Source organism: Burkholderia sp. BCC0097 (assembly GCF_902832985.1).
Lineage (GTDB): Bacteria > Pseudomonadota > Gammaproteobacteria > Burkholderiales > Burkholderiaceae > Burkholderia > Burkholderia orbicola.
Genome location: NZ_CADFDM010000017.1, coordinates 1 through 26,511, shown reverse-complemented (window position 1 = coordinate 26,511; position 26,511 = coordinate 1). Strand labels below are relative to the sequence as shown.

Annotated in this window: 22 protein-coding genes; 18 read left to right on the top strand and 4 right to left on the bottom strand. The window is 67.1% G+C overall.

Annotation, left to right across the window (positions count from 1 at the left end; translation table 11 throughout):
• Positions 1 to 5: 5 nt before the first annotated feature.
• The 12 genes from ubiB to HWX07_RS35440 all read left to right on the top strand — a co-directional run bounded on the left by ubiB (position 6) and on the right by HWX07_RS35440 (position 14,470).
• Positions 6 to 1,583, top strand: coding sequence for a ubiquinone biosynthesis regulatory protein kinase UbiB (gene ubiB / locus HWX07_RS35495; RefSeq protein WP_006487907.1), 1,578 nt, complete (start codon positions 6 to 8; stop codon positions 1,581 to 1,583).
• Positions 1,584 to 1,600: 17 nt separating this feature from the next.
• A complete protein-coding gene (locus HWX07_RS35490) occupies positions 1,601 to 2,227 on the top strand; it encodes an SAM-dependent methyltransferase (protein ID WP_175879388.1) in 627 nt (208 codons plus the stop codon).
• Between the two features lie 96 nt (positions 2,228 to 2,323).
• Positions 2,324 to 2,686, top strand: a complete 363-nt coding sequence (locus tag HWX07_RS35485; protein WP_175879387.1) for an FmdB family zinc ribbon protein — start codon at positions 2,324 to 2,326, stop codon at positions 2,684 to 2,686.
• A gap of 61 nt (positions 2,687 to 2,747) precedes the next feature.
• Positions 2,748 to 3,398: a DUF502 domain-containing protein gene (locus HWX07_RS35480; RefSeq protein WP_175879386.1), complete on the top strand. Its 651-nt coding sequence runs from the start codon at positions 2,748 to 2,750 to the stop codon at positions 3,396 to 3,398.
• 67 nt (positions 3,399 to 3,465) lie between these two features.
• Positions 3,466 to 5,268, top strand: coding sequence for an aspartate--tRNA ligase (aspS, locus tag HWX07_RS35475; RefSeq protein ID WP_006477843.1), 1,803 nt, complete (start codon positions 3,466 to 3,468; stop codon positions 5,266 to 5,268).
• 157 nt (positions 5,269 to 5,425) lie between these two features.
• The gene (gene nudB, locus HWX07_RS35470) at positions 5,426 to 5,920 is read left to right on the top strand and encodes a dihydroneopterin triphosphate diphosphatase (RefSeq protein WP_175879385.1); all 495 of its coding nucleotides are present in this window, start codon (positions 5,426 to 5,428) and stop codon (positions 5,918 to 5,920) included.
• Positions 5,917 to 7,191, top strand: a complete 1,275-nt coding sequence (gene clsB, locus HWX07_RS35465; protein WP_175879384.1) for a cardiolipin synthase ClsB — start codon at positions 5,917 to 5,919, stop codon at positions 7,189 to 7,191. Before nudB ends, clsB begins: the two co-directional genes overlap by 4 nt.
• A gap of 200 nt (positions 7,192 to 7,391) precedes the next feature.
• Complete coding sequence (locus tag HWX07_RS35460) at positions 7,392 to 7,991, top strand: TetR/AcrR family transcriptional regulator (protein WP_050014686.1); 600 nt, start codon at positions 7,392 to 7,394, stop codon at positions 7,989 to 7,991.
• A gap of 56 nt (positions 7,992 to 8,047) precedes the next feature.
• Positions 8,048 to 9,835 (top strand): acyl-CoA dehydrogenase C-terminal domain-containing protein, encoded by a 1,788-nt coding sequence (locus HWX07_RS35455; protein WP_175879383.1) that lies wholly within the window; start codon positions 8,048 to 8,050, stop codon positions 9,833 to 9,835.
• 118 nt (positions 9,836 to 9,953) lie between these two features.
• Positions 9,954 to 12,389: a 3-hydroxyacyl-CoA dehydrogenase/enoyl-CoA hydratase family protein gene (locus tag HWX07_RS35450; RefSeq protein ID WP_126363268.1), complete on the top strand. Its 2,436-nt coding sequence runs from the start codon at positions 9,954 to 9,956 to the stop codon at positions 12,387 to 12,389.
• Positions 12,390 to 12,411: 22 nt separating this feature from the next.
• On the top strand, positions 12,412 to 13,611 hold the full coding sequence (locus HWX07_RS35445; protein ID WP_175879382.1) for an acetyl-CoA C-acyltransferase: 1,200 nt from the start codon (positions 12,412 to 12,414) through the stop codon (positions 13,609 to 13,611).
• 91 nt (positions 13,612 to 13,702) lie between these two features.
• Entirely contained in the window at positions 13,703 to 14,470 is a 768-nt protein-coding gene (locus HWX07_RS35440) for an enoyl-CoA hydratase (protein ID WP_175879381.1), read from the top strand.
• A 51-nt stretch (positions 14,471 to 14,521) separates the two neighbouring features.
• Here HWX07_RS35440 and fdhD read toward each other — a convergent pair whose 3' ends face one another.
• On the bottom strand, positions 14,522 to 15,376 hold the full coding sequence (gene fdhD / locus HWX07_RS35435; protein WP_175879380.1) for a formate dehydrogenase accessory sulfurtransferase FdhD: 855 nt from the start codon (positions 15,374 to 15,376) through the stop codon (positions 14,522 to 14,524).
• 114 nt (positions 15,377 to 15,490) lie between these two features.
• Here fdhD and HWX07_RS35430 point away from each other — a divergent pair, with 114 nt between their 5' ends.
• Positions 15,491 to 15,973, top strand: coding sequence for a nitrate reductase associated protein (locus HWX07_RS35430; protein ID WP_175879379.1), 483 nt, complete (start codon positions 15,491 to 15,493; stop codon positions 15,971 to 15,973).
• A 41-nt stretch (positions 15,974 to 16,014) separates the two neighbouring features.
• On the opposite strand, the gene HWX07_RS35425 is transcribed toward HWX07_RS35430, so the two are convergent.
• Complete coding sequence (locus HWX07_RS35425; RefSeq protein ID WP_027785387.1) at positions 16,015 to 16,410, bottom strand: acyl-CoA thioesterase; 396 nt, start codon at positions 16,408 to 16,410, stop codon at positions 16,015 to 16,017.
• Between the two features lie 174 nt (positions 16,411 to 16,584).
• Between HWX07_RS35425 and HWX07_RS35420 the strand changes: the two genes are divergently transcribed.
• Positions 16,585 to 18,456, top strand: a complete 1,872-nt coding sequence (locus HWX07_RS35420; RefSeq protein ID WP_175879378.1) for an ABC transporter ATP-binding protein/permease — start codon at positions 16,585 to 16,587, stop codon at positions 18,454 to 18,456.
• A gap of 226 nt (positions 18,457 to 18,682) precedes the next feature.
• Here HWX07_RS35420 and murU read toward each other — a convergent pair whose 3' ends face one another.
• A complete protein-coding gene (murU, locus tag HWX07_RS35415; RefSeq protein WP_175879377.1) occupies positions 18,683 to 19,405 on the bottom strand; it encodes an N-acetylmuramate alpha-1-phosphate uridylyltransferase MurU in 723 nt (240 codons plus the stop codon).
• A gap of 22 nt (positions 19,406 to 19,427) precedes the next feature.
• A complete protein-coding gene (locus HWX07_RS35410; RefSeq protein ID WP_027811447.1) occupies positions 19,428 to 20,477 on the bottom strand; it encodes a phosphotransferase in 1,050 nt (349 codons plus the stop codon).
• A 221-nt stretch (positions 20,478 to 20,698) separates the two neighbouring features.
• Here HWX07_RS35410 and HWX07_RS35405 point away from each other — a divergent pair, with 221 nt between their 5' ends.
• Genes HWX07_RS35405 through rsmA form a run of 4 tightly spaced genes read left to right on the top strand, consistent with a single transcriptional unit; the run spans position 20,699 to position 26,346 of the window.
• Positions 20,699 to 23,059, top strand: coding sequence for an LPS-assembly protein LptD (locus tag HWX07_RS35405; protein WP_175879376.1), 2,361 nt, complete (start codon positions 20,699 to 20,701; stop codon positions 23,057 to 23,059).
• 51 nt (positions 23,060 to 23,110) lie between these two features.
• On the top strand, positions 23,111 to 24,469 hold the full coding sequence (locus HWX07_RS35400; RefSeq protein WP_175879375.1) for a peptidylprolyl isomerase: 1,359 nt from the start codon (positions 23,111 to 23,113) through the stop codon (positions 24,467 to 24,469).
• An 11-nt stretch (positions 24,470 to 24,480) separates the two neighbouring features.
• Positions 24,481 to 25,470, top strand: coding sequence for a 4-hydroxythreonine-4-phosphate dehydrogenase PdxA (gene pdxA / locus HWX07_RS35395; RefSeq protein WP_175879374.1), 990 nt, complete (start codon positions 24,481 to 24,483; stop codon positions 25,468 to 25,470).
• Positions 25,471 to 25,518: 48 nt separating this feature from the next.
• The gene (gene rsmA, locus HWX07_RS35390; protein WP_175879373.1) at positions 25,519 to 26,346 is read left to right on the top strand and encodes a 16S rRNA (adenine(1518)-N(6)/adenine(1519)-N(6))-dimethyltransferase RsmA; all 828 of its coding nucleotides are present in this window, start codon (positions 25,519 to 25,521) and stop codon (positions 26,344 to 26,346) included.
• Positions 26,347 to 26,511: the final 165 nt, after the last annotated feature.

Here is a 26,511-nt window from a genome sequence, read left to right as displayed (position 1 = left end):
AGGGCATGCGCATTTTCCGTTTCATCAAGATTGTCTACACCGTCATCCGCTTTGGTCTCGACGAAGTGATGCTGTCCCGGATCGACGACCGGCGCGTGAAACTGCTGCTGCGGATCACGACGATCGGCCGCCGTTTCTCCGATCCGCCGGCCGTGCGGTTGCGTCACGCGCTCGAAAGCCTCGGTCCGATCTTCGTGAAGTTCGGCCAGGTGCTGTCGACGCGCCGCGACCTGCTGTCGGTCGATTTCGCGAACGAACTCGCGAAGCTGCAGGACCAGGTGCCGCCGTTCGATTCGGCCGTCGCGATCGCGATCATCGAGAAGTCGCTCGGCGCGCCGGTCGATGAGCTGTTCGACGAATTCGAGCGCGAGCCGATCGCGAGCGCGTCGATCGCGCAGGTGCATTTCGCGAAGCTGAAGCAGGGCGTGCATGCGGGCAAGGCCGTCGCCGTCAAGGTGCTGCGGCCGAACATGCTGCCGGTGATCGATTCCGACCTCGCGCTGATGCGCGACATCGCGACGTGGACCGAGCGCATGTGGGCCGACGGCCGGCGCCTGAAGCCGCGCGAGGTCGTCGCCGAATTCGACAAGTACCTGCACGACGAACTCGACCTGATGCGCGAGGCCGCCAACGGCAGCCAGCTGCGCCGCAACTTCGCGGGCCTCGACCTGCTGCTCGTGCCCGAGATGTTCTGGGATTTCTCGACGTCGCAGGTGCTCGTGATGGAGCGCATGACCGGCGTGCCGATCAGCCAGGTCGAGACGCTGCGCTCGGCCGGCGTCGACATCAAGAAGCTCGCGCGCGAAGGCGTCGAGATCTTCTTCACGCAGGTGTTCCGCGACGGTTTCTTCCACGCGGACATGCACCCCGGCAACATCCAGGTGAGCCTCGACCCGAACACGTTCGGCCGTTATATCGCGCTCGATTTCGGGATCGTCGGCGCGCTGTCCGATTTCGACAAGAATTACCTCGCGCAGAACTTCCTCGCGTTCTTCAAGCGCGACTACCACCGTGTCGCGACGCTCCACCTCGAATCGGGCTGGGTGCCGCCCGAGACACGCGTCGAGGAGCTCGAAAGCGCGATTCGCGCGGTGTGCGAGCCGTATTTCGACCGCGCGCTGAAGGACATCTCGCTCGGCCAGGTGCTGATGCGTCTGTTCTCGACGTCGCGCCGCTTCAACGTCGAGATCCAGCCGCAGCTCGTGCTGCTGCAGAAGACGATGCTGAACGTCGAAGGGCTCGGCCGCTCGCTCGATCCCGAGCTCGACCTGTGGAAGACCGCGAAGCCGTATCTCGAGCGCTGGATGACCGAACAGATCGGCCTGCGCGGCTGGTACGAGCGGTTCAAGGTCGAGGCGCCGCAGTGGAGCAAGACGCTGCCGCAACTGCCGCGCCTGATCCACCATGCGCTGGCCGCGCGCCACGACGCGCCGCGCGCCGCGAGCGAGGAGCTGATGCGTCAGGTCCTCGTCGAGCAGAAGCGGACGAACCGGCTGCTGCAGGCGTTGCTGATCTTCGGCCTGGCCGTCGGCGTCGGGGCGCTCGTCGCGCGCGTGCTGCTCGCGCTCGCGTACGGCGCTTGATCGAAAGGAGCGCGGCGATGTCCGAACCGAAGCAACCGGCCGCACCGTCGGCCTCCGATTTCGCGACGCGCGACCCGGGCAGTGCGTCGTTCTGGAACGAGCGCTTCGAGCGCGGCGTGACGCCGTGGGAATTCGGCGGCGTGCCGGACGGCTTTCGCGCATTCGCGCAGCGGCGCGAGCCGTGCGCGGTGCTGATTCCCGGCTGCGGCAGTGCGCAGGAGGCCGGCTGGCTCGCGCAGGCCGGCTGGCCGGTGCGTGCGATCGATTTCGCCGCGCAGGCGGTCGCTGCGGCGAAGGCGCAGCTCGGCGCGCATGCGGACGTCGTCGAACAGGCCGATTTTTTCCAGTACCGGCCGCCGTTCGACGTGCAGTGGGTGTACGAGCGCGCGTTCCTGTGCGCGTTGCCGCCGAGCCTGCGCGCCGGCTATGCGGCGCGGATGGCCGAGCTGCTGCCCACGGGCGGATTGCTGGCCGGCTATTTCTTCGTGGTGGCCAAACCGAAGGGGCCGCCGTTCGGGATCGAGCGGGCGGAACTCGATGCGCTGCTCGCGCCGCACTTCGAGCTGCTCGAGGATTTGCCCGTGACCGATTCGCTGGCCGTGTTCGACGGGCACGAGCGCTGGCTCACGTGGCGCCGTCGCTGATGCGCGGGCGTTGCGGCCATTGCCGGAGCGCGCCGGGGTTTCGGCTATAATTCAAGGCTTTGCAAGCCGTTTCCAGTTTCTGCGGGAAAAAATATCATGCCGATCTACGCCTATCGATGCGAAGCGTGCGGTTTCGCGAAGGACGTGCTCCAGAAGATGAGCGACGCGCCGCTGACGCAATGCCCTGAATGCGGGAAGGATGCTTTTCGCAAACAGGTGACCGCCGCCGGTTTCCAACTGAAGGGCTCGGGGTGGTATGTCACCGATTTCCGCGGCGGCTCGGGCGGCGCCAGCGCACCGGCGACGGCGTCGGGCGACGCGGCGCCGGCAGCACCCGCGGCGCAAGCCGCACCCGCTGCGGCCGCGCCGGCTGCGACGAGCAGCTCGGGCAGTTCGGGCAGCACCACGACGACGAGCGCCGCGCCGGCACCGGCCGCGACGCCCGCCGCCGGCAGTTGACCGTCGCGGCCCGGCCGGGTCGCGACCAACCCGCGCCTTAGGCGCGGTTCATTGACGGCAGATGATGAAAAAGACGACCCTGAAAACGGTGTTCCTGACCGGCTTGCTGGTTCTCGTCCCGCTCGCGATCACGCTGTGGGTGCTCGGCCTCATCATCGGCACGATGGACCAGACGCTGCTCCTGCTGCCCGAATCGTGGCAGCCCGAGCGGCTGCTCGGCTTCCACCTGCCGGGGATCGGCGCCGTGCTGACGCTCGCGTTCATCTTCGTCGTCGGGCTGGCCACGCAGAACTTCATCGGCCAGAAGCTCGTCACGTGGTGGAACGCGGTGGTGCGCCACATCCCGGTCGTCGGGCCGATCTACACGAGCGTCAAGCAGGTATCGGACACGCTGCTGTCGAGCAGCGGCAACGCGTTCCGCAAGGCGCTGCTGATCGAATACCCGCGCCGCGGCTCGTATACGATCGCGTTTCTGACCGGCACGCCCGGCGGCGACGTGGTCAACCATCTGACGGAAGAGTACGTGAGCGTGTACGTGCCCACGACGCCGAACCCGACGTCGGGCTTCTTCCTGATGCTGCCGAAGAGCGAAGTCATCGAACTCGACATGTCGGTCGATGCCGCGCTCAAGTACATCGTCTCGATGGGCGTCGTGGCGCCTTCGGCGCCTGCTCCGGCGCCCGCCCGCCGTCCCGTCGAGCCGCCGCTGTAAGTAAAGAATCATCGCCCGGGCCGCGCGTTGCGGCGCCCGTTGATCAAACCGAACGAAAGCAAACATCATGTCGATGCGTACTGAATACTGCGGTCTCGTGACCGAACACCTGCTGGGCCAAACCGTGTCGCTGTGCGGCTGGGTGCAGCGCCGCCGCGATCACGGCGGTGTGATCTTCATCGACCTGCGCGATCGTGAAGGCCTCGTGCAAGTGGTGTGCGATCCGGATCGCGCCGAGATGTTCGCGACCGCCGAAGGCGTGCGCAACGAGTTCTGCGTGCAGATCAAGGGCCTCGTGCGCAACCGTCCGGAAGGCACGGTCAACGCCGGCCTGAAGAGCGGCAAGATCGAAGTGCTGTGCCACGAACTGAACGTGCTGAACGCGTCGGTCACGCCGCCGTTCCAGCTCGACGACGACAACCTGTCGGAAACGACGCGTCTCACGCACCGCGTGCTCGACCTGCGTCGCCCGCAGATGCAGCACAACCTGCGCCTGCGCTACCGCGTCGCGATCGAGGCGCGCAAGTACCTCGACGAGCAGGGCTTCATCGACATCGAGACGCCGATGCTGACGAAGAGCACGCCGGAAGGCGCGCGCGACTACCTCGTGCCGTCGCGCGTGAACGCGGGCCAGTTCTTCGCGCTGCCGCAGTCGCCGCAGCTGTTCAAGCAGCTGCTGATGGTCGCGAACTTCGACCGTTACTACCAGATCACCAAGTGCTTCCGCGACGAGGATCTTCGCGCGGACCGTCAGCCGGAATTCACGCAGATCGACTGCGAAACGTCGTTCCTGGGCGAGCAGGAAATCCGTGACCTGTTCGAGGACATGATCCGTCACATCTTCAAGACGACGATCGACGTCGAGCTCGACGCGAAATTCCCGGTGATGCCGTACTCGGAAGCGATGGCGCGTTTCGGTTCGGACAAGCCGGACCTGCGCGTGCAGCTCGAATTCACCGAGCTGACCGACGCGATGAAGGACGTCGACTTCAAGGTGTTCAGCACGCCGGCCAATGCGAAGGACGGCCGGGTCGCGGCACTGCGCGTGCCGAAGGGCGGCGAGCTGTCGCGCGGCGACATCGACGGCTACACGGAATTCGTGCGCATCTACGGCGCGAAGGGCCTCGCGTGGATCAAGGTCAACGAGAAGGCGAAGGGCCGTGACGGCCTGCAAAGCCCGATCGTCAAGAACCTGCACGACGCGTCGATCGCCGCGATCCTCGAGCGCACCGGCGCCGAAGACGGCGACATCATCTTCTTCGCGGCCGACCGCGCGAAGGTCGTCAACGACAGCCTCGGCGCGCTGCGCCTGAAGATCGGCCATTCGGAATTCGGCAAGGCGAACGGTCTGGTCCAGGCCGGCTGGAAGCCGCTGTGGGTCGTCGACTTCCCGATGTTCGAATACGACGACGAAGATGCGCGCTACGTCGCCGCGCACCACCCGTTCACGAGCCCGAAGGACGAGCACCTCGAGTACCTCGAGACCGACCCGGGCCGCTGCCTCGCGAAGGCGTACGACATGGTGCTGAACGGCTGGGAAATCGGCGGCGGCTCGGTGCGTATCCACCGCGAGGAAGTGCAGAGCAAGGTGTTCCGCGCGCTGAAGATCGGCGCGGAAGAAGCGCAGCTGAAGTTCGGCTTCCTGCTGGACGCGCTGCAGTACGGCGCGCCGCCGCACGGCGGTATCGCATTCGGTCTCGACCGCATCGTCACGATGATGGCGGGTGCCGATTCGATCCGCGACGTGATCGCGTTCCCGAAGACGCAGCGTGCGCAGGATCTGCTCACGCAGGCGCCGAGCCCGGTCGACGAGCGTCAGCTGCGCGAGCTGCACATCCGTCTGCGTCAGCCGGAGCAGCCGAAGGCGTAACGCGCTTTCGCCCCCGGTCGTGTGTGCGGTCACGCACGCACGGCACCATGAAAAGGCGCAGTGATGCGCCTTTTTCGTTTTTTGCGGTACAGTCGCAGCACTTGCCGCACGTTCGGGCGCAGGCCCGGCGCACGGCCCTGTGCCGCATGAAACAAAGATGACGAAGCCGCCGAAAATCCCCGAATCCGTTCTGGTCGTGATCTACACGCCCGACCTCGATGTGCTCGTGATCAAGCGTGCCGACCAGCCCGATTTCTGGCAATCGGTCACCGGCTCGAAGGACGCGCTCGACGAGCCGCTCGCGCTCACCGCCGCGCGCGAAGTGGCCGAGGAAACCGGCATCGCGGTCGGCACGCCGGACGTGCCGGCCAGCGCGCTCGTCGACTGGCATCACCGGATCGAATACACGATCTATCCGCAATACCTGCATCGCTATGCGCCGGGCGTCACCCGCAACGTCGAGCACTGGTTCGGCCTGTGCGTGCCGCATCGCGTCGACGTGACGCTGTCGCCGCGCGAGCATGTCGACCATGCGTGGCTGCCGTTCCGCGAGGCGGCCGCGCGCTGCTTCTCGCCGTCGAACGCCGAGGCGATCCTGCAATTGCCCGCACGCATGGCCCTCGCGCGTGCGCCGCACGGCTCATCCGCATGAATGCGGAGACCCGCAAGCGCTTCGCGCAATTGCGGCAGATGTTCCTGCAGGAGCGCGGCTCCGCGTCGCGGCTCGCGTTTACGGCCGGCAACACGGTGCGGCTGTGCGAAACCGGTGGCGAATTCTTCCACGCGCTGATCGAGCGGATCGACGCCGCCCGCGAGCAGGTGATGCTCGAAACCTACATCTTCTGCGACGACGCGGCCGGCCGCCCGGTGTCGGACGCGCTGATTCGCGCGGCGCAGCGCGGCGTGCGCGTGCGGGTGATCACCGACGGCATCGGCACCGCGCGCCTGCCGCTGTTCGACACATGGGCCGAAGCCGGCGTCGAGCACTGCATCTACAACCGCTTCCTGTTCGGCCGCTTCGGCTTCTCGCGCACGCACCGCAAGCTCGCGGTGATCGATCAGACGACCGCGTTCTGCGGCGGCATCAACATCGTCGACGACTACACGCAGGGCAGCGCGACGCTGCCGTTCCCGCGCTGGGATTTCGCGGTCGAGATGGCCGGGCCCGCGGTGGCTGACGTGCGTGCCGCGTTCGAGCTGCAATGGCACCGGATCCAGTTCGGCCACAAGCCGTATGCGCAGTACGCGGCCGGGCTGCACGGCGGCGAAGCGTTCCCGGACATGTTCCGGCGCTGGATGCGCAGCCATCGATGGATCAAGGCCGGCGCGCTGCGGGTCGTGACGGAGCCGAGCGTCGCGTTCGTCGCGCGCGACAACGTCGTGAACCGCCGCGCGATCGAGAAGGCCTATCTTGCGGCGATCGGCCAGGCGCGCCAGCGGATCCTGCTCGCGAATCCGTATTTCATGCCGGGCCGCAAGCTGCGCCGCGCGCTGACGGGCGCGGCCCGCCGCGGCGTCGACGTGCAGGTGCTGATCGGCCGCAAGGAATTCACGGCGCTCGATACGGCCGTGCCGTTCCTGTATCACTCGCTGTTGCGCGCGGGCGTGCGCGTCGCCGAATACGACAAGACGATCCTGCACGGCAAGGTCGCCGTGATCGACGACAACTGGGCGACGGTCGGTTCGTCGAATCTGGACGCGCTGAGCCTGATGCTGAACAATGAAGCGAACGTCGTGCTGGTGCGCTACGATGCAGTGACGAACCAGTTGCGCGATGCGATCGCCACCGCATTCGCCGAAGGCCGGGAGATCGACGCCGCGCGCTACGCGGCGCGCCCGCGCATCGAGCGGCTGCTGAACTGGCTGGCGTACAACACATACCGCCTCGTGATGAAGGCGCTGACGGTCGGCGGTTACGACTGACGCAGACTAAGTATTCGCTTCAAAAAATCTGTCCGCACGTTCGTGCGGAAAAGCCGCTCCGGTCCCGCCGGAATCGCGCAAAATAGCGGCTCGGTTAGACACCGGTTTCTAATAATTTCCTTGTTTCGCGAGCGGCCGCACTCAATAATAGTACGGCCGTTCGATTTTATTCGAACCCCCGAACGGTTACAGAAATAGCTATGCGAAAAGGCGAACAGACGCGTGCCGCGATACTTGAAGCTGCTTTGGACCTCGCCAGCCGTGACGGGCTGGAGGGGCTGACGATCGGCCTGCTGGCCGAGCGCATGCAGATGAGCAAGAGCGGCGTGTTCGCGCACTTCGGATCGCGCGAGGACCTGCAGGTCGAGGTCGTCCGCGAGTACCACCATCGTTTCGAGAACGAGGTGTTCTTTCCGAGCCTGCGCGAGTCGCGCGGTCTGCCGCGTCTTCGGGCGATGCTGGCGCGCTGGATCGAGAAGCGCATCCAGGAGGTGACGACCGGGTGCATCTATATCAGCGGCGCAGTGGAGTACGACGACCGGCCGGACAGCCCCGTGCGCGAGCAGTTGATCGCGAGCGTGACCGCCTGGCGTGCCGCGTTGCTGCGCGCCATTTCGCAGGCGATGGAAGAAGGGCATCTGCGCGCGGATACGGATCCGGACCTGATGCTCTTCGAGTTGTACAGCTTCACGCTCGGCCTGCATCACGACGCACGCTTCCTGCATTCGCCGGACGCCGTGCGCCTCACGTGGGCCGCGCTGGAAAAGACGATTGTTTCGTATCAGAGCGAGAGCCGTTAGCGGCGCGTGACCCGCCCGCCAGGAGCTCGAGTTGTAGCCCACCTTTGGAGAGAGTCATGGGACAGTACGCCGCGCCGCTGCGCGACATGCAATTCGTGTTGCACGAGCTTCTGAACGTCGAAGCCGAAGTCAAGCAAATGCCCAAGCATGCGGACCTCGACGCCGACACGATCAACCAGGTCCTCGAGGAAGCGGGCAAGTTCTGCTCCGAGGTACTGTTCCCGCTGAACCAGGTCGGCGACCGCGAAGGCTGCACGTATGAAGGCGACGGCGTCGTGAAGACCCCGACCGGCTTCAAGGAAGCCTATCAGCAGTACGTCGAGGCCGGCTGGCCGGCGCTCGGCTGTGATCCCGACTACGGCGGCCAGGGCCTGCCCGCGTTCGTGAACAACGCACTCTACGAAATGCTGAACTCGGCGAACCAGGCGTGGACGATGTATCCGGGCCTGTCGCACGGCGCGTACGAATGCCTGCACGCGCACGGCGCGCCGGAACTGCAGCAGCAATACCTGCCGAAGCTCGTGTCGGGCGAATGGACGGGCACGATGTGCCTGACCGAGCCGCACTGCGGCACCGACCTCGGCATCCTGCGCACCAAGGCCGAACCGAACGGCGACGGCTCGTACTCGATCAGCGGCACGAAGATCTTCATCTCGAGCGGCGAGCACGACATGTCGAAGAACATCATCCATCTCGTGCTCGCGCGCCTGCCGGACGCGCCGCAAGGCACGAAGGGGATCTCGCTGTTCATCGTGCCGAAGTTCATTCCGGACGCCGCGGGCGAGCCGGGCGAGCGCAACGGCATCAAATGCGGCTCGATCGAACACAAGATGGGCATCCACGGCAACTCGACGTGCGTGATGAACCTGGACGGCGCGAAGGGCTGGATGGTCGGCGAGCCGAACAAGGGCTTGAACGCAATGTTCGTGATGATGAATGCCGCGCGCCTCGGCGTCGGCATGCAGGGCCTCGGCCTCACGGAAGTCGCATACCAGAACTCGCTGGCGTACGCGAAGGAACGCCTGCAGATGCGCTCGCTGACGGGCCCGAAGGCACCGGACAAACCGGCCGACCCGATCATCGTGCACCCGGACGTGCGCCGCATGCTGCTCACGCAGAAGGCCTACGCGGAAGGCGCGCGCGCGTTCACGTACTGGTCCGCGCTGCAGATCGACAAGGAACTGTCGCACGCCGACGAAGCGGTGCGCAAGGAAGCGGCCGACCTCGTCGCGCTGCTCACGCCGATCATCAAGGCGTTCCTGACCGACAACGCGTTCGAGTCGACCAACCACGCGATGCAGATCTACGGCGGCCACGGCTTCATCTCCGAGTGGGGCATGGAGCAGTACGTGCGCGACGCGCGGATCAACATGATCTACGAAGGCACCAACTCGATCCAGTCGCTCGACCTGCTGGGCCGCAAGGTGCTCGGCGACATGGGCGCGAAGCTGAAGAAGTTCGGCAAGCTCGTGACGGAGTTCGCGGAAGCCGAAGGCGTGAAGCCGGAAATGGCCGAGTTCATCAACCCGCTCGCCGACATCGGTGAAAAGGTGCAGAAGCTGACGATGGAAATCGGCATGAAGGCGATGCAGAACCCGGACGAAGTCGGCGCGGCCGCCGTGCCGTACCTGCGCACCGTCGGCCACCTGGTGTTCTCGTACTTCTGGGCGCGCATGGCGCGCCTCGCCCTCGACAAGGAAGCGTCGGGCGATCCGTTCTACAAGTCGAAGCTTGCCACCGCCCGCTTCTACTTCGCGCGTCTGCTGCCCGAAACGGCATCGACGATCCGCGCCGCGCGCGCCGGTTCGAAGACGCTGATGGAAGTCGACGAATCGCTGTTCTGACGCGAGTCCGGGCGGTGTGCGCCGCGTGCCGCGCCGCCCGAACGCAACGGTTCCTGGTACTCACTTCGCCGTGCAGCCCTCACATTCCGCGCTGCACGGCACTATCCGGAGACATCCCGTGAGCAATTTCCTGATTCGCAAGGTCGCCGTGCTGGGCGCCGGCGTGATGGGCGCGCAGATCGCCGCGCACCTCGTCAACGCGCGCGTGCCGGTGCTGCTGTTCGACCTGCCGGCCAAGGAAGGCCCGAAAAACGCGATCGCGCTGAAGGCGATCGAGAACCTGAAGAAGCTGTCGCCCGCGCCGTTCGGCGTGAAGGACGATGCGAAGTACCTCGAGGCGGCGAACTACGAAGACGACATCGCGAAGCTCGCCGAATGCGACGTCGTGATCGAAGCGATCGCCGAGCGGATGGACTGGAAGCACGACCTGTACAAGAAGGTCGCGCCGCACATCGCGCCGAACGCGATCTTCGCGACCAACACGTCGGGCCTGTCGATCACGAAGCTGTCCGAAGGTTTCTCGGACGAGCTGAAGGCGCGCTTCTGCGGCGTGCACTTCTTCAACCCGCCGCGCTACATGCACCTCGTCGAGCTGATCCCGACCGCGCACACGCGTGCCGAGATCCTCGACCAGCTCGAAACCTTCCTGACGAGCGTCGTCGGCAAGGGCGTCGTGCGCGCGAAGGACACGCCGAACTTCATCGCGAACCGTGTCGGCATCTTCTCGATCCTCGCGGTGATCACCGAGGCCGCGAAGTTCGGCCTGCGCTTCGACGAAGTCGACGACCTGACGGGCAGCCGCCTCGGCCGCGCGAAGTCGGCGACGTTCCGCACCGCGGACGTGGTCGGCCTCGACACGATGGCGCACGTGATCAAGACGATGCAGGACAACCTCGCCGATGATCCGTTCTTCCCGGTGTACCAGACGCCCGCCGTGCTCGCCGAACTGGTGAAGCAGGGCGCGCTCGGCCAGAAGACGGGCGGCGGGTTCTACAAGAAGGAAGGCAAGGCGATCAAGGTGCTCGACGCGAAGACGGGCAGCTACGTCGATTCGGGCGCGAAGGCGGACGAAACGGTCGGCCGCATCCTGAAGCGCCCGCCGGCGGAACGCCTGAAGCTGCTGCGCGAGACGGATCATCCGCATGCGCAGTTCCTGTGGTCGATCTTCCGCGACGTGTTCCACTACATCGGCGTGCATCTCGAATCGATCGCCGACAACGCGCGCGACGTCGACCTCGCGATCCGCTGGGGCTTCGGCTGGAACGAAGGCCCGTTCGAAGGCTGGCAGGCCGCCGGCTGGAAGCAGGTCGCCGAGTGGGTCCAGGAAGACATCGCGGCCGGCAAGGCGCTCGCGAACGTGCCGCTGCCGTCGTGGGTGCTCGAAGGCCCGGTCGCCGAGAAGGGCGGCGTGCACACGGCTGAAGGCTCGTGGGCGCCGGCATCGAAGCGCTTCGTGCCGCGTTCGGACCTGGCCGTGTACCGCAAGCAGGTGTTCCGCGCGCCGCTGCTGGGTGAAGCGGGCGCCGATCCGAAGACGTACGGCAAGACGCTGTTCGAAACCGACGCGGTGCGCGCATGGGTCGACGACCGTGCCGGTGAGGACGACGTCGTGATCGTGTCGTTCAAGTCGAAAATGAACACGATCGGACCGAGCGTGATCGACGGCCTCGTGCAGGCGATCGAACTCGCGGAGAAGGACTACAAGGGCGTGGTGATCTGGCAACCGACGTCGCTGAAACTCGGCACGCCGGGCGGCCCGTTCTCGGCCGGCGCGAACCTCGAGGAGGCGATGCCCGCGTTCATGATGGGCGGCGCGAAGGGCATCGAGCCGTTCGTGAAGAAGTTCCAGGAAGGCATGCTGCGCGTGAAGTACGCGAACGTGCCGGTCGTGGCAGCCGTGTCGGGCATCGCGCTCGGCGGCGGGTGCGAGCTGATGCTGCACAGCGCGAAGCGCGTCGTGCACGTCGAGAGCTACATCGGCCTCGTCGAAGTGGGCGTCGGCCTCGTGCCGGCCGGCGGCGGCCTGAAGGAAGCGGCGCTGCGCGCGGCGGACGCCGCGACGGCCGCGAACGCGACCACCGACATCCTGAAGTTCGTCACGAAGTCGTTCGAGAACGCGGCGATGGCGAAGGTGTCGGCGTCCGCGCACGACGCGCGTGCGATGGGCTACGTGAAGCCGTCCGACACGATCGTCTTCAACGTGTTCGAACTGCTCGACACCGCGAAGAAGGAAGCGCGTGCGCTGGCCGATACCGGCTATCGCGCCCCGCTGCGCGCGAAGGACGTGCCGGTCGCGGGCCGCTCGGCGATCGCGACGATCAAGGCATCGCTCGTCAACATGCGTGACGGCCGCTTCATCAGCGACCACGACTACCTGATCGCGAGCCGCATCGCCGAAGCCGTGTGCGGCGGCGACGTCGAAGCCGGCAGCCTCGTCGACGAGGAATGGCTGCTCGCGCTGGAGCGCCGCGCGTTCGTCGAGCTGCTCGGCACGCAGAAGACGCAGGAACGGATCATGGGCATGTTGCAGACCGGCAAGCCGGTGCGTAACTGAGCGAGCAGACAAGGAGTCTGAAATGAGCAAACAACTGCAAGACGCATACATCGTCGCCGCCAGCCGCACGCCGATCGGCAAGGCCCCGCGCGGTGTCTTCAAGAACACGCGCCCCGACGAGCTGCTGGTTCACGCGATCAAGTCGGCGGTCGCGCAGGTGCCCGGTCTCGACACGAAGGTGATCGAGGACGCGATCATCGGCTGCGCGATTCCGGAAGCCGAGCAGGGCCTGAACGTCGCGCGCATGGGCGCGCTGCTCGCCGGCCTGCCGCAGACGGTCGGCGGCGTGACGGTCAACCGCTTCTGCGCGTCGGGCATCACCGCGCTGGCGATGGCGGCCGACCGCATTCGCGTCGGCGAATCGGACGCGATCTTCGCGGGCGGCTGCGAATCGATGAGCATGGTGCCGATGATGGGCAACAAGCCGTCGATGTCGCCGCACATCTTCGATCGCAGCGAAGACTTCGGCATCGCGTACGGGATGGGCCTGACGGCCGAGCGTGTGGCCGAGCAGTGGAAGGTGAGCCGCGACGACCAGGACGCGTTCTCGGTCGAATCGCACCGCAAGGCGCTCGCCGCGCAGCAGGCCGGCGAGTTCGGCGACGAAATCGCTGCGTACACGATCACCGAGCGTTTCCCGAACCTCGCGACCGGCGAGGTCGACGTGAAGACGCGCGAGATCAAGCTCGACGAGGGTCCGCGCGCGGATACGTCGCTCGAAGGCCTCGCTAAGCTGCGCACGGTGTTCGCGAACAAGGGCTCGGTCACGGCCGGCAACAGCTCGCAGACGTCGGACGGCGCCGGTGCGCTGCTCGTCGTGTCGGAGAAGGTGCTGAAGGAATTCAACCTGACGCCGCTCGCGCGCTTCGTGAGCTTCGCGGTGCGCGGCGTGCCGCCGGAAATCATGGGTATCGGTCCGAAGGAAGCGATTCCGGCCGCGCTGAAGGCCGCCGGCCTGAAGCAGGACGATCTCGACTGGATCGAGCTGAACGAGGCGTTCGCCGCGCAGTCGCTGGCGGTGATGCGCGATCTCGGCCTCGATCCGTCGAAGGTCAACCCGCTGGGCGGCGCGATCGCACTGGGCCACCCGCTCGGCGCGACCGGCGCGATCCGGGCGGCGACCGTCGTGCACGGCCTGCGCCGCCGCAACCTGAAATACGGGATGGTCACGATGTGCGTCGGCACCGGCATGGGTGCGGCGGGCATCATCGAACGCCTGTAAGCGGGACGCGACGAAAAGCGACGACGGTGCGCGGGCCACGAGCTCGCGCACCGTTTTTTCATTCCGGTAGAGACAGTCAAAGGAGACGGTTGTGGCCGACATTCAAGTGGAACGCGCCGACGGCGTGATGACGATCACGATCGCGCGCCCGGCGAAGAAGAATGCGCTGACGGCGGCGATGTACCAGACGATGGCCGATGCGCTCGCCGACGCGCAGGAAGACAAGGCGACGCGCGTGATCCTGCTGCGCGGCAGCGACGGCAATTTCAGCGCGGGCAACGATCTCGAGGATTTCCTGAAGGCGCCGCCGCAGGACGATACCGCGTCGGTGTTCCAGTTCCTGGCGCGGATCAGCAGCGCGAGCAAGCCGGTCGTGGCCGCGGTGCCGGGCATTGCGGTCGGCGTCGGCGTGACGATGCTGCTGCACTGCGATCTGGTCTACGCGGCCGACACCGCAACGTTCTCGCTGCCGTTCGTGCAGCTCGGGCTGTGCCCGGAAGCCGCGTCGAGCGCACTGCTGCCGCGACTGGCCGGCCATCAGGTCGCGGCCGAGAAGCTGCTGCTGGGCGAGGCGTTCGACGCGCTGGAAGCGCACCGGATCGGTATCGTCAACCGCGTGCTGCCGGCGGCCGAACTCGACGCGTTCGCGGCGAAGCAGGCAGCGAAGCTGGCGGCGCTCCCGGCGGCATCGCTGCGGGTGACGAAGGCGCTGCTCAAGGATACGGGCGGCGTGGCGACGCCCGCGCGGATGGCTGAAGAGGCGCGCCACTTCTCGACGATGCTGCGCGCGCCGGAAGCGCGCGAGGCGATGACGGCGTTCTTCGAGAAGCGCAAGCCGGATTTCCGTCAGTTCGACTGACGGACTGATGCGCGCCGGCGGGATGTCGTCGGCGCGATCGCACGGCCTGGATCAGGCCGTGCCGTAATCGACGTGGCCGGTTTCGCGGCAGAAGCTGACGAGCCGCAAGCCGGCCGCCTTCGCGATCTCGATCGCGAGCGACGACGGCGCGGAGATGGTCGCGACCAGCGGGATGCCGACTCGCGCGGCCTTGCGCACGAGCTCGTAGCTCGCGCGGCTCGACAGGAACACGAAGCCGTCGGTGGTATCGGCGCGCGACAGCACGAGCGAGCCGATCAGCTTGTCGAGCGCGTTGTGGCGGCCGACATCCTCGAATGCCGCGCGGATCGCGCCTGTTGCGTCGCACCACGCGGCCGCGTGCAGGCCGCCGGTCAGTTTCGTGAGCGCCTGATGCGCCGGCAGCGCATGCGCGGCACGCGCCAGCGCGTCGGGCGCGAGGCGCGCGAGAAAGCCGGTATCGGGCACGCGTTCGGGCGCGAGGTCGAGCAGGTCGATGCTTTCGATGCCGCAGACGCCGCAGCCCGTGCGCCCCGCGAGCGCGCGGCGCCGGTCCTTCAGCGCGGCAAACGCCTGCTGGACCACTTCCAGATGGACTTCCGCATGCGGCAGCGGCGCGCCGGCGTGCAGGATCACCTCGATGTCCTTGATGTCGCTGCCGCGCGCGACGATGCCTTCCGAGATCGCGAAGCCGACCGCGAACGCTTCGAGGTCGCACGGCGTACACATCATCACCGCGTGCGAGATGCCGTTGAAGACGAGTGCGACCGGCCATTCCTGGCCGACGAAGTCGTGCGCGGTTTCGACCGCGCCGCCGCGCGTGCGGCTCACGGGCAGCTCGATCGCGCCGCGCGGTTCGTCGCGCAACGCATCGCGCGGTTCGTCTGATTGGGTCGGATTCACGAGCACTCCCGTTGATTCGAAGCGCGGCCGGCGACGATCGTGCCGCCGCCCGCGCGCAGAGGTTCTAAAATACCCCAGGCAAGCCGGCCGCGCCGGCATCCGCCACGTCAGGTAACGACCATGGGACTCAGCGACGCTCCGTTGCTCTTCAACTTCGAACACGATTCGTCGGAAAACTTCACGTACATCCCGATGATCGTGCGTTTCAATCTCGACCGCTTCGGGCTGCGAATTTCGCTCGAACAGTGGCAACTGCTGCCGCTCGAGGACCGCAAGCTGCTCGCGCGCTTTCCGGCCGACGATGACACCGCGATCGAGCCCAATTTCGATCACGCGCTATTCGAAATGCTGCGCACGCACGCCGATCTGGAGCCGTCATGGTTCCAGCCGGACGAGCAACCGGCCTGGCGCGCCGTCGACACGGTGCCGGAGTCGCTCGTGCAGCAAAGCGCGCTGGCCGGGCTGCCGGCGCCTGCGCTCGTGCAGTGGCAGCGGCTTGCGCCATTCCAGCGCTACGTGCTGGTCAAGCTGTCGCGCAAGCCGAAGCTGAATCACGATTTCGTGCCCGCGATGCGGGAGTTCGGGCTGGCCGCCACGCACTGACGGCCGCATGCCGCGCTGCGGCGCGGCGCGGCGCGTGAGTGTCAGAGCGGCGGCAGTTGCCGCGGCTTGCGGTCCGAGCCGGTCGCGACGTAGGTGAGCGTCGCTTCGGTGACTTTCACGACTTCGCCCATCAGGCGCATGCGCTGCGCGTACACCTCGACGTCGACCGTGATCGACGTGTTGCCGGTGCGCATGATGGTGGCGTAGAAGCTCAGCAGATCGCCGACGAATACCGGCTGCTTGAACACGAACGAGTTGACCGCGACCGTCGCGACGCGGCCGTTCGCGCGCTGGCTCGCGGGAATGGAGCCGGCGATGTCGACCTGCGACATGATCCAGCCGCCGAACACGTCGCCGTGGACGTTCGCGTCGTGCGGTTGCGGGACGACGCGCAGCGCGGGCTGCTTCTGCGGGAGATCGAGGGTCGAATCGGTCATGGCGGGGGTTTTCATCCTGTAATAAAGGGGCCGCCGCGCGCAGGCTGGCCGGCGAGGGCGCCGGCAGCGGCGCGAAGCGGCTTCTGCGACAATACAACGTTCACAAATTGTACGAGAAAGCGCGCGAGCCGGCCGCCGAGACACGGTTCCGGCCCCGCCGCGGAACCCTTCCCCATGCGCCGATTTCCCGCTTCTGGCGAGCCCGCGCCGGCTTCGACCGGGCCTCGCAACGACTGGCAGACCATCCGGTCGCTGCTGCCGTACCTGACCACCTACAAATGGCGCGTCGCGCTCGCGCTCGGCTGCCTGATCGGTGCGAAGGTCGCGAACCTCGGCGTGCCGGTCGTGATGAAGCGCATCGTCGACCATCTGTCCTACGTCCAGCAGCTCACCGCGCTCGGCCGCGCCGAGCAGTCGGCCGGCATCGTGCTCGCGGGCGGCGTCGGGCTGCTGGTGGTCGCGTATGCGCTCGTGCGGCTGTCGACGTCGCTCTTTACCGAGCTGCGCGAGATCCTGTTCTCGAAGGTCACCGAGAGCGCGGTGCGCCAGCTCGCGCTGCAGGTGTTCCGGCATCTGCACGGGCTGTCGCTGCGGTTTCATCTCGAACGCCAGACGGGCGGCATGTCGCGCGACATCGAGCGCGGCACGCGCGGCATCCAGCAACTGATTTCGTATTCGCTGTACAGCATCCTGCCGACGCTCGTCGAGGTCGGGCTCGTGCTCGGCTTCTTCGTGGTCAAGTACGAGGCCTACTACGCGTACGTGACGTTCGCCGCGCTGGTCACGTACATCGTGTTCACCGTGAAGGTCACCAACTGGCGCACGCACTTCCGCCGCACGATGAACGAGCTCGATTCGCGCGCGAACTCGCGGGCGATCGATTCGCTGATCAACTACGAGACGGTGAAGTACTTCGGCAACGAGGAGTGGGAGGCGCAGCGCTACGACGAGAACCTGAAGCGCTACCGGAAGGCCGCGATCCGCTCGCAGAACTCGCTGTCGGTGCTGAACTTCGGCCAGCAGGCGATCATCGGCACGGGCCTCGTGTTCATCCTGTGGCGCGCGACGCAGGGCGTGCTCGCGGGCAAGCTGACGCTTGGCGATCTCGTGCTGATCAACACGTTCATGCTGCAGCTGTACATTCCGCTGAACTTCCTCGGCGTCGTCTATCGCGAGCTGAAGCAGAGCCTGACCGACATGGACCGGATGTTCGGGCTGCTGTCCGCGCCGAAGGAAGTGGCCGACCGGCCCGATGCGCCGCCGCTCGCGGTGGCCGGCGCGCAGGTGCGCTTCGAGCACGTGAACTTCGCGTACGAGCCGTCGCGCCAGATCCTGCACGACGTGACGTTTACGATCGAGGCCGGCACGACGACCGCGGTGGTCGGTCACAGCGGTTCGGGGAAATCGACGCTGTCGCGGCTGCTGTTCCGCTTCTACGATCTCGATCGCGAGACGGGCGGCGCGATCCGGATCGACGGCCAGGACATTCGCGACGTCACGCAGGAATCGCTGCGCGCATCGATCGGGATCGTGCCGCAGGACACCGTGCTGTTCAACGACTCGATCTACTACAACATCGCGTACGGCCGGCCGACGGCGACCCGCGACGAGGTGGTCGCGGCCGCGCGCGCCGCGCACATCCACGATTTCATCGAAACTTTGCCGAAGGGCTATGACACGCCGGTCGGCGAGCGCGGGCTGAGGCTGTCGGGCGGTGAGAAGCAGCGCGTCGCGATCGCGCGCACGCTGCTGAAGGACCCGCCGGTGCTGCTGTTCGACGAAGCGACGTCGGCGCTCGATTCGCGTTCGGAACGCGCGATCCAGCACGAACTCGACCAGATCGCGCGGCATCGCACGACGCTCGTGATCGCGCACCGGCTGTCGACGGTCGTGCACGCGCAGCAGATCCTCGTGATGGACCACGGGCGGATCGTCGAGCGCGGCACGCACGACGAACTCGTGCGCGCCGACGGGTTGTATGCGCAAATGTGGGCGCTGCAACAGCAGCGCGCGGCGGCGGGTGGGGAAGAGGCCGAAGCCGCGTAACGGCTTGGAGGCGTGCTGCGTGCCGTGGCGCGCGACGAGAGCGGGAGCGGGCGGTGTGCGGGCTGTCCGACACCCTGCAGCGTGGCGCCGTCACGGCTGCGTGAGCCGGCGGAGCGTTTCCGGCATTCGCTCCGGAACGGTTCGCGGCTGGTGGACCGCGCGCCGTCACCGGCCTGTCGGCCCATCGGCCGCCACGCCGGGGGACCGGCAGTCAGTCGCGAAACGATCAGCCTGCCGCGGCGCGCAGTCGCGCGTCGAGCTCGCCGAGCTGTGCGGGCGTGCCGACGTTCTCCCAGATGCCTTCGTACAGTTCGCCGGTTGCGTGGCCGGCTTCGATCGCCGCGCGATAGTACGGCGTCAGCGCGCGCCGCGTGCCGGGCTCGAGATCGCGGAACATCCGCGTGTCGTACAGGCCGATGTTGCCGAACGTGAAGCGCGCGGCACCGTCGAGCGCCAGACGACCGTCGTCGCCGAGCGCGAAGTCGCCGGCCGGGTGGAACGGCGGGTTCGGCACCATCACCAGGTGCATCGCCGGCGTGTCGAGCGCGGCCATCCGGGCGGCGCGCGGGGCGAGCGTCCGGTAGTCGAACGCGCAGTACACGTCGCCGCTGACGGCCGCGAACACGGCCGGCTGCCCGTCGCGCTCGATGAGCGGCAGCGCCTGCGCGATGCCGCCCGCGGTTTCCAGCGCGTCGCCTTCGGCCGAATACGCGAGCCGCACACCCCAGCGCGAACCGTCGCCGAGCGCCGCCTCGATCTGCTCGCCGAGCCACGCGTGGTTGATCACGATCGTCTCGATGCCCGCCCGCGCGAGCGCCTCGATCTGCCACACGATCAGCGGCTTGCCGCCGACTTCGAGCAGCGGTTTCGGGCGGGTGTCGGTCAGCGGGCGCATCCGCTCGCCGCGTCCGGCGGCGAAGATCATCGCCGTGGTCAGGGTAGTGCTCATGTTCGACTGGGCGTGAGGATGGTCAGAACGTATAGCCGACGTCGGCCGGCGCGTTGCCCTCGAGCTCGTCCAGCAGCTTCGCGAACGGCACGAGCGGGCGATAGCGCAGCGCGACCTTGCGCGCATAGGTCAGGAAGCGCGGCAGGTCGTTCAGGTAGTGCGGCTTGCCGTCGCGGTAGTTGATGCGCGCGAACAGGCCGAGAATCTTGATATGGCGCTGCAGCCCCATCCATTCGAGCTGGCGGTAGAACTCGCCGAAATCCGGATCGACCGGCAGGCCGGCCTTTTTCGCCTTTTCCCAGTAATACGCGAAGCAGTCGAGCTCGAACTCCTCGTCCCAGCTGATGAACGCGTCGCGCAGCAGCGACACGACGTCGTACGTCAGCGGTCCGTACACGGCGTCCTGGAAGTCGAGCACGCCCGGGTTCGGCTCGCAGACCATCAGGTTGCGCGGCATGAAGTCGCGCAGCATGAAGCCCTGCGGCTGCGCGTGCGCGCTCGCGACCAGCAGCGCGAAGGTGCGGTCGAGCGTGCCGCGCATCGCGTCGGTGACTGGCTTGCCGAGGTGGCGGCCGACGAACCATTCGGGCAGCAGCTCCATTTCGCGGCGCAGGAACGCTTCGTCGAACGGCGGCAGCACGTCGGGCTTCGACGTGAGCTGGAAGCGGATCAGCGCATCGAGCGCGGCGCGCATCAGCGGCCGTGCGGCGGCCGGGTCGGCCGGATCGAGCACCGAGATGTACGACGTGCGGCCGAGGTCGGTCACCAGCATGAAGCCCGCGTCGAAATCGTGGGCCAGCACGTCCGGCACGTGGTCGCCGGCCGCGGCGAGCAACTGCGCGACCTGGACGAACTCGCGGCACTTCTCGGGCGGCGGCGCATCGACCGCGATCAGCGTGCCGCCGGGGCTCGCGGCCGACGCGACGCGGAAATAGCGGCGGAAACTGGCGTCCGACGAGGCGGGCGCGAGGGTCGACAGGTCGAGGGCGTAGCGCTCGGCGAGCGGGTGCAGCCACGCGGTAAGCGCGTCGAGGCGGGCGTCGGGCTGGGATGCGGCGGATGGGGGCGTCATGAAACTCGGCGGAGGGGGGAACGTCTTGCCATATAATACCCCACGACTTTTTTGACGCGCCCCGCGTCAGCTTCCGCCGTGCAGGCCCGCCGCCTGTCGCGCCGTCCGCCCGATCGCCTCCCCGGTTTGCGAAGAGCCGCAGTCGCGGCTCGACGGCGCGGCCGCCGCGCGCGAGGTGCCGTGCAGGCGCGGTTGACAAGGGGCGATTCGCCAAACGATAGATGCCGCCCAAACCGCTATTCCCGAATGTTTTCCCCGGTGACGGGGCGCCGCGCAAACGGCGGCTCGCGCTCGCGCTCCTGGCCGTGCCCGGCCTCGTGCCGGCCGTGTCGTATGCGCAGCTGTCGGGCGCGGCTGCGCAGCCGCAGCCGCTCGACTCGCCGTGGGATCTGCGTCTCGCGCCCCAGCTCGAGGATCATCCGCTGAAGGACGGCGCGAAGCCGGCCGCCTTCGTGATCGCCGACCATACGAGCGGCACCGCCGAGCAGGATCTCGCCGCGAAGGGTTCGGCCGAGCTGCGGCGCGGCGACGCCGTCGTGAAGGCCGACGCGATCCACTACGATCAGGATACCGACATGGCCGATGCGTACGGCCAGGTCAAGGTGATCAATGGCGGCACGTCGTTCGCCGGCCCCGAGGCGCACCTGAAGATCGAGGCGAACCAGGGCTTCATGACCGCGCCGAAGTATCACTTCAACGTGACGGGCGGGTCGGGCAGCGCGGAGCGTGTCGACATGGTCGACAACGAGCGCTCGGTGTTCGTCAACGGCACGTACACGGCGTGCCAGTGCTCGACGAACCCCGCGTGGTACATCAAGGGCAGCCGCTTCGATTTCGATACGGGCGCCGACGAAGGCACCGCGCGCAACGGCGTGCTGTTCTTCCAGGGCGTGCCGATCTTCGCGAGCCCGTGGATGACGTTCCCGCTGTCGGGCGAGCGGCGCAGCGGCCTGCTGCCGCCGACGTTCTCGATGAACTCGAGCAACGGCTTCGAGCTGTCGCTGCCGTACTACTTCAACATCGCGCCGAACCGCGACCTGACGCTCACGCCGCGCATCATCTCGCGGCGCGGCGTGATGACCGAAGCGACGTTCCGCTATCTGTCGCCGTCGTATTCGGGCACGTTTACGGCCAATTACCTGCCGGATGACCGGCTCGCGCACCGCAACCGCTACGCGATCTACTGGCAGCACCAGCAGAACTTCGGCGGCGGCTTCGGCGGCTACGTCTATTACAACAAGGTCTCGGACAACACGTATCCCGAAGACCTCGGCTCGGCGAACCAGTTCGTCAACGGGACGCAGACGCTGTACCAGCAGGAAGCGGGCCTCACGTACAACAACGGGCCGTGGTCGGTGCTCGCGCGCTACCAGCACTGGCAGACGCTGCCGCCGTCGATCGCGCCGTACAGCCGCGAGCCGCAGTTGAACGTGAAGTACACGAAGTACAACGTCGGCGGGTTCGACTTCGGCGCGGAAGCCGACTATTCGCGGTTCCGCATCACGACCGCCGATGCGACCGAAGGCGACCGGATCGTCTTCAACCCGTACATCTCGTACGGCGTGTACGGCCCCGGCTACTTCGTCGTGCCGAAGGTCCAGTACCACTTCGCGTCGTACGACCTGAACTACCTGTCGTCGACCACGCCGAACAGCCCGAAGCGCTTCACCGAGTCGATCCCGACCGTGACCTTCGACACGGGCCTGATCTTCGATCGCTCGGTGCGCCTGTTCGGCCAGGACTTCATCCAGACCCTCGAGCCGCGCCTGTACTACGTGTACACGCCGTATCGCGACCAGTCGAACGCGCCGCTGTTCGACACCGCGGAATCGGACTTCGGCCTCGCGGAGATCTACCAGCCGAACACGTTCGTCGGTAACGACCGGATCGCCGATGCGAACCGGATCACGGCCGGCCTGACGTCGCGCTTCATCGATCCGCGCACCGGCGACGAGCGCGCGCGCTTCGTGATCGCGCAGCAGTACTACTTCGCCGATCAGCGCGTCACGCTGAACCCCGGGCAGGCCGCCGTGCTGGCGCGCCACTCCGACCTGATCGTCGGCGCCGCGCTGAAGCTCGGCTCGGGCTTCATGTCCGAGACGGCGTTCCAGTACAACCAGAACAACAACCAGCTCGTGAAGTCGAGCGTCGGTTTCGGCTACAGCCCGGGCGAGCGCCGCGTGATCAACGTCGGCTACCGCTATACGCGTGCGAACACCACGCTCGACAACCAGCCGATCAACCAGTTCCTGGTGTCCGCGCAATGGCCGCTCACGCGCCGTCTGTATGCGATCGGCCGTTTCAACTACGACCTCGCCGGCGATCGCGTGGTCGACGGTCTGGTCGGCTTACAATACGACGCGGATTGCTGGGCGCTCGGGGTCGGGGTGCAGCGGGCCGCGAACGGCATCAATTCGTCGGGACAGCAGAACTCGTCGACGCGATTCATGATGCAGCTGACGCTCAAGGGCCTGTCGACCGTCGACAACGGCCTCGTGTCCGCATTCCGCGCCGGGGTCCCGGGCTACACGCCGTTGCCGCCGCCGCCGCCGCCGATGTCCCGCTTCAGCAACTACGAGTAACGCCGGCATGTCTGCACCGGTCAGCACGATTTCAATGGAGTTCCAGTGGCAATGAAGAAAACCCTTCGTTTCGCGGCAGTCGTGTCCGGCCTCGCCGCGTCCGCCGCGCTGCTCGTCGCCGCGCCGGCCGCGGCGCAGGCGCTCGGTTCGCAAGGTGCGCAGCTCGCCGACGAAGTCGTCGCGGTCGTCAACAACGACGTGATCACGGGCCGCGAACTCGACCAGCGCGTCGGCCTGATCGCGCGCCGGCTGCAGCAGCAGAACGCGCCGGTGCCGCCGGCCGACCAGCTGCGCGCGCAGGTGCTGAACCAGATGGTGCTCGAGCGTATCCAGGTGCAGAAGGCCAAGGACGACGGAATCCGTATCGACGACGCGACCGTGCAGGCCACGCTGCAGCGTCTCGCGCAGGCGAACGGGATGACGCTCGACCAGTACCGCGCGCGTCTCGAGGCGCAAGGCGTGCCCTGGAGCATCTTCACGAACGATGCGCGTACCGAGCTGATGCTGTCGAAGCTGCGCGAGCGCGAGGTCGACGGCAAGATCACGGTGTCGGACGCCGAGGTCGCGAACTACATCGCGAGCCAGCGCGGGCCGAACGCGTCGCAGCAGCAGGATCTGCGCTTCCAGCACATCTTCATCAAGGCGCCCACCAACGCGCCGCAGGCCGACATCGAAGCCGCGCAGAAGAAGGCCGACGCGCTGCTGCAGCAGGCGAAGTCGGGCGCCGATTTCGAGCGCCTCGCGAAGAACAACTCCGAAGCGAACGACGCGAAGAAGGGCGGCGATCTCGGCTTCAAGTCGCCGAGCGCGCTGCCGGCCGACGTCGTCGAGGCCGCGTCGAAGCTGCGCCCGGGCCAGGTCAACCCGACGCTGATCCGCGTGCCGGACGGCTTCGAGATCGTGCGTCTCGTCGATCGCCGCCAGAGCCAGGGCGCGAGCGCCGCGGCGCCGAAGATCGTCCAGACGCACGTGCGCCACATCCTGCTGCGCGTCGGTGAAGGCAAGTCCGAAGGCCAGGCGCGTCAGCAACTGGTCGACATCCGCAACCAGGTCGAGGCCGGCGGCGATTTCGCGAAGTTCGCGCGCACCTATTCGCAGGACGGTTCCGCGTCGCAGGGCGGCGATCTCGGCTGGATCAGCCCGGGCGAGACCGTGCCGGAATTCGAGCGCGCGATGAACAACCTGCAGGACGGCCAGATCAGCCAGCCGATTCGTACCGAATACGGCTACCACCTGATCCAGGTGCTGAGCCGCCGCGAGGCGGAAGGGTCGGTGCAGCAGCAGATGGACATCGCCCGCCAGGCGATCGGCCAGCGCAAGGCAGAGCAGGCGTATGCCGACTGGCTGCGCGAGCTGCGCGACTCGTCGTACGTGCAGTACAAGATCGGCGGCGTCGGCCCGGCGAACTGAGCGAGCTTCGGATGACCACGCCCGCGCTGCAGATCGCGATCACGACCGGCGAACCCGCGGGAGTCGGCCCGGAGCTGACCGTGCAGGCGCTGCGTGATGCCGCGCAGCGCTGGCCCGATGCGCATTTCACCGTGCTCGGCGATGCGGCGCTGCTCGACGCGCGGGCCGCGGCGGTCGGGGCGGACCCGGCCACGCTGGCCGGCGGCGCGCAGGTGTCGGTCGCGCATCACGCGCTGGCCGTGCCCGCGCAGGCAGGCAAGCTGGACGCGGCGAACGGCCGGTACGTGCTCGGCCTGCTCGACGCGGCGATCGACGGCGCGCTGGCAGGCCGGTACGACGCGATCGTCACCGCGCCGCTGCAGAAAAGCACGATCAACGATGCGGGCGTGCCGTTCACCGGCCATACCGAATACCTGGCCGAACGCACGCATACGCCGCGCGTCGTGATGATGCTGGCCGGCACCGGCCACCGGCCGCTGCGTGTCGCACTCGCGACCACGCACCTGCCGCTGAAGGACGTATCGGCCGCGCTGACGATCGACGGGCTCGTCGAGACGCTCGCGATCATCGATCGCGACCTGCGGCGCGACTTTGGTCTCGCCGCACCGCGCATCCTCGTGACGGGCCTGAACCCGCACGCGGGCGAGAACGGTTATCTCGGCCGCGAGGAGATCGACGTGATCTCGCCGGCACTGGCCCGCGCGAACGCCCAACGCATCGACGCGCGCGGCCCGTATCCGGCCGACACGCTGTTCCAGCCGCGCCATCTGGCCGATGCCGATTGCGTGCTGGCGATGTTCCATGACCAGGGTCTGCCCGTGCTGAAGTACGCGACGTTCGGCGAGGGCATCAACGTGACGCTCGGGCTGCCGATCATCCGCACGTCGGTCGATCACGGCACCGCACTCGATCTGGCCGGCACGGGCCGCGCGGATCCGGGCAGCATGATCGCCGCGCTCGATACGGCCGTCACGATGGCGCGCCATCGCCGCGCAGCCTGACGCTGCCGGTTTACCCCATTCGTCGTATTTTTTCGTTTCATTCAGCCGATGTCGAACAGCAGACAGCACCAAGGCCATTTCGCGCGCAAGCGCTTCGGGCAGAACTTCCTCGTCGATCAGGGCGTGATCGACTCGATCGTCGCGACGATCGGCCCCGCGCGCGGCCAGCGGATGGTCGAGATCGGCCCGGGGCTCGGCGCGCTGACCGGGCCGCTGATCGAGCGTCTCGCGACGCCCGACTCGCCGCTGCATGCGGTCGAGCTCGATCGCGACCTGATCGGGCGCCTGCAGCAACGCTTCGGCGCGCTGCTGGAACTGCACGCGGGCGACGCGCTCGCGTTCGACTTCCGGTCGCTCGCGGCGCCCGGCGACAAGCCGTCGCTGCGGATCGTCGGCAACCTGCCGTACAACATTTCCAGCCCGCTGCTGTTTCACCTGATGACGTTCGCCGATGCGGTCATCGACCAGCATTTCATGCTGCAGAACGAAGTCGTCGAGCGGATGGTCGCGGAGCCCGGCACGAAGGCGTTTTCGCGGCTGTCGGTGATGCTGCAGTACCGCTACGTGATGGAAAAGATGCTCGACGTGCCGCCGGAATCGTTCCAGCCGCCGCCGAAGGTCGATTCGGCGATCGTCCGGATGATTCCGTACGAGCCGCACGAACTGCCGGACGTCGATCCGGTACTGCTCGGCGAAATCGTCACGGCCGCGTTCTCGCAGCGTCGCAAGATGCTGCGCAATACGCTCGGCGACTACCGCGAGACGATCGATTTCGATGCGCTCGGCTTCGATCTCGCGCGCCGGGCGGAGGATGTGAGCGTGGCCGAATACGTCGGCGTTGCGCAGGCGCTGGCGGCGGTGCGCAAGGCCGGATAACGGACGCGCGTGGCGCGAGCCCGCGACCGCTGTATCGAAGAGGGCTGCCCGACTGGCAGCCTTTTTTATTGCCCGTGACCCATCCTGAAATAGGTTGACACTTTTTCGCCGAGACGAAGAGGTGGCAAGTGGAGCAAGGGATCAAGCGGACGCAGCGGGATTACA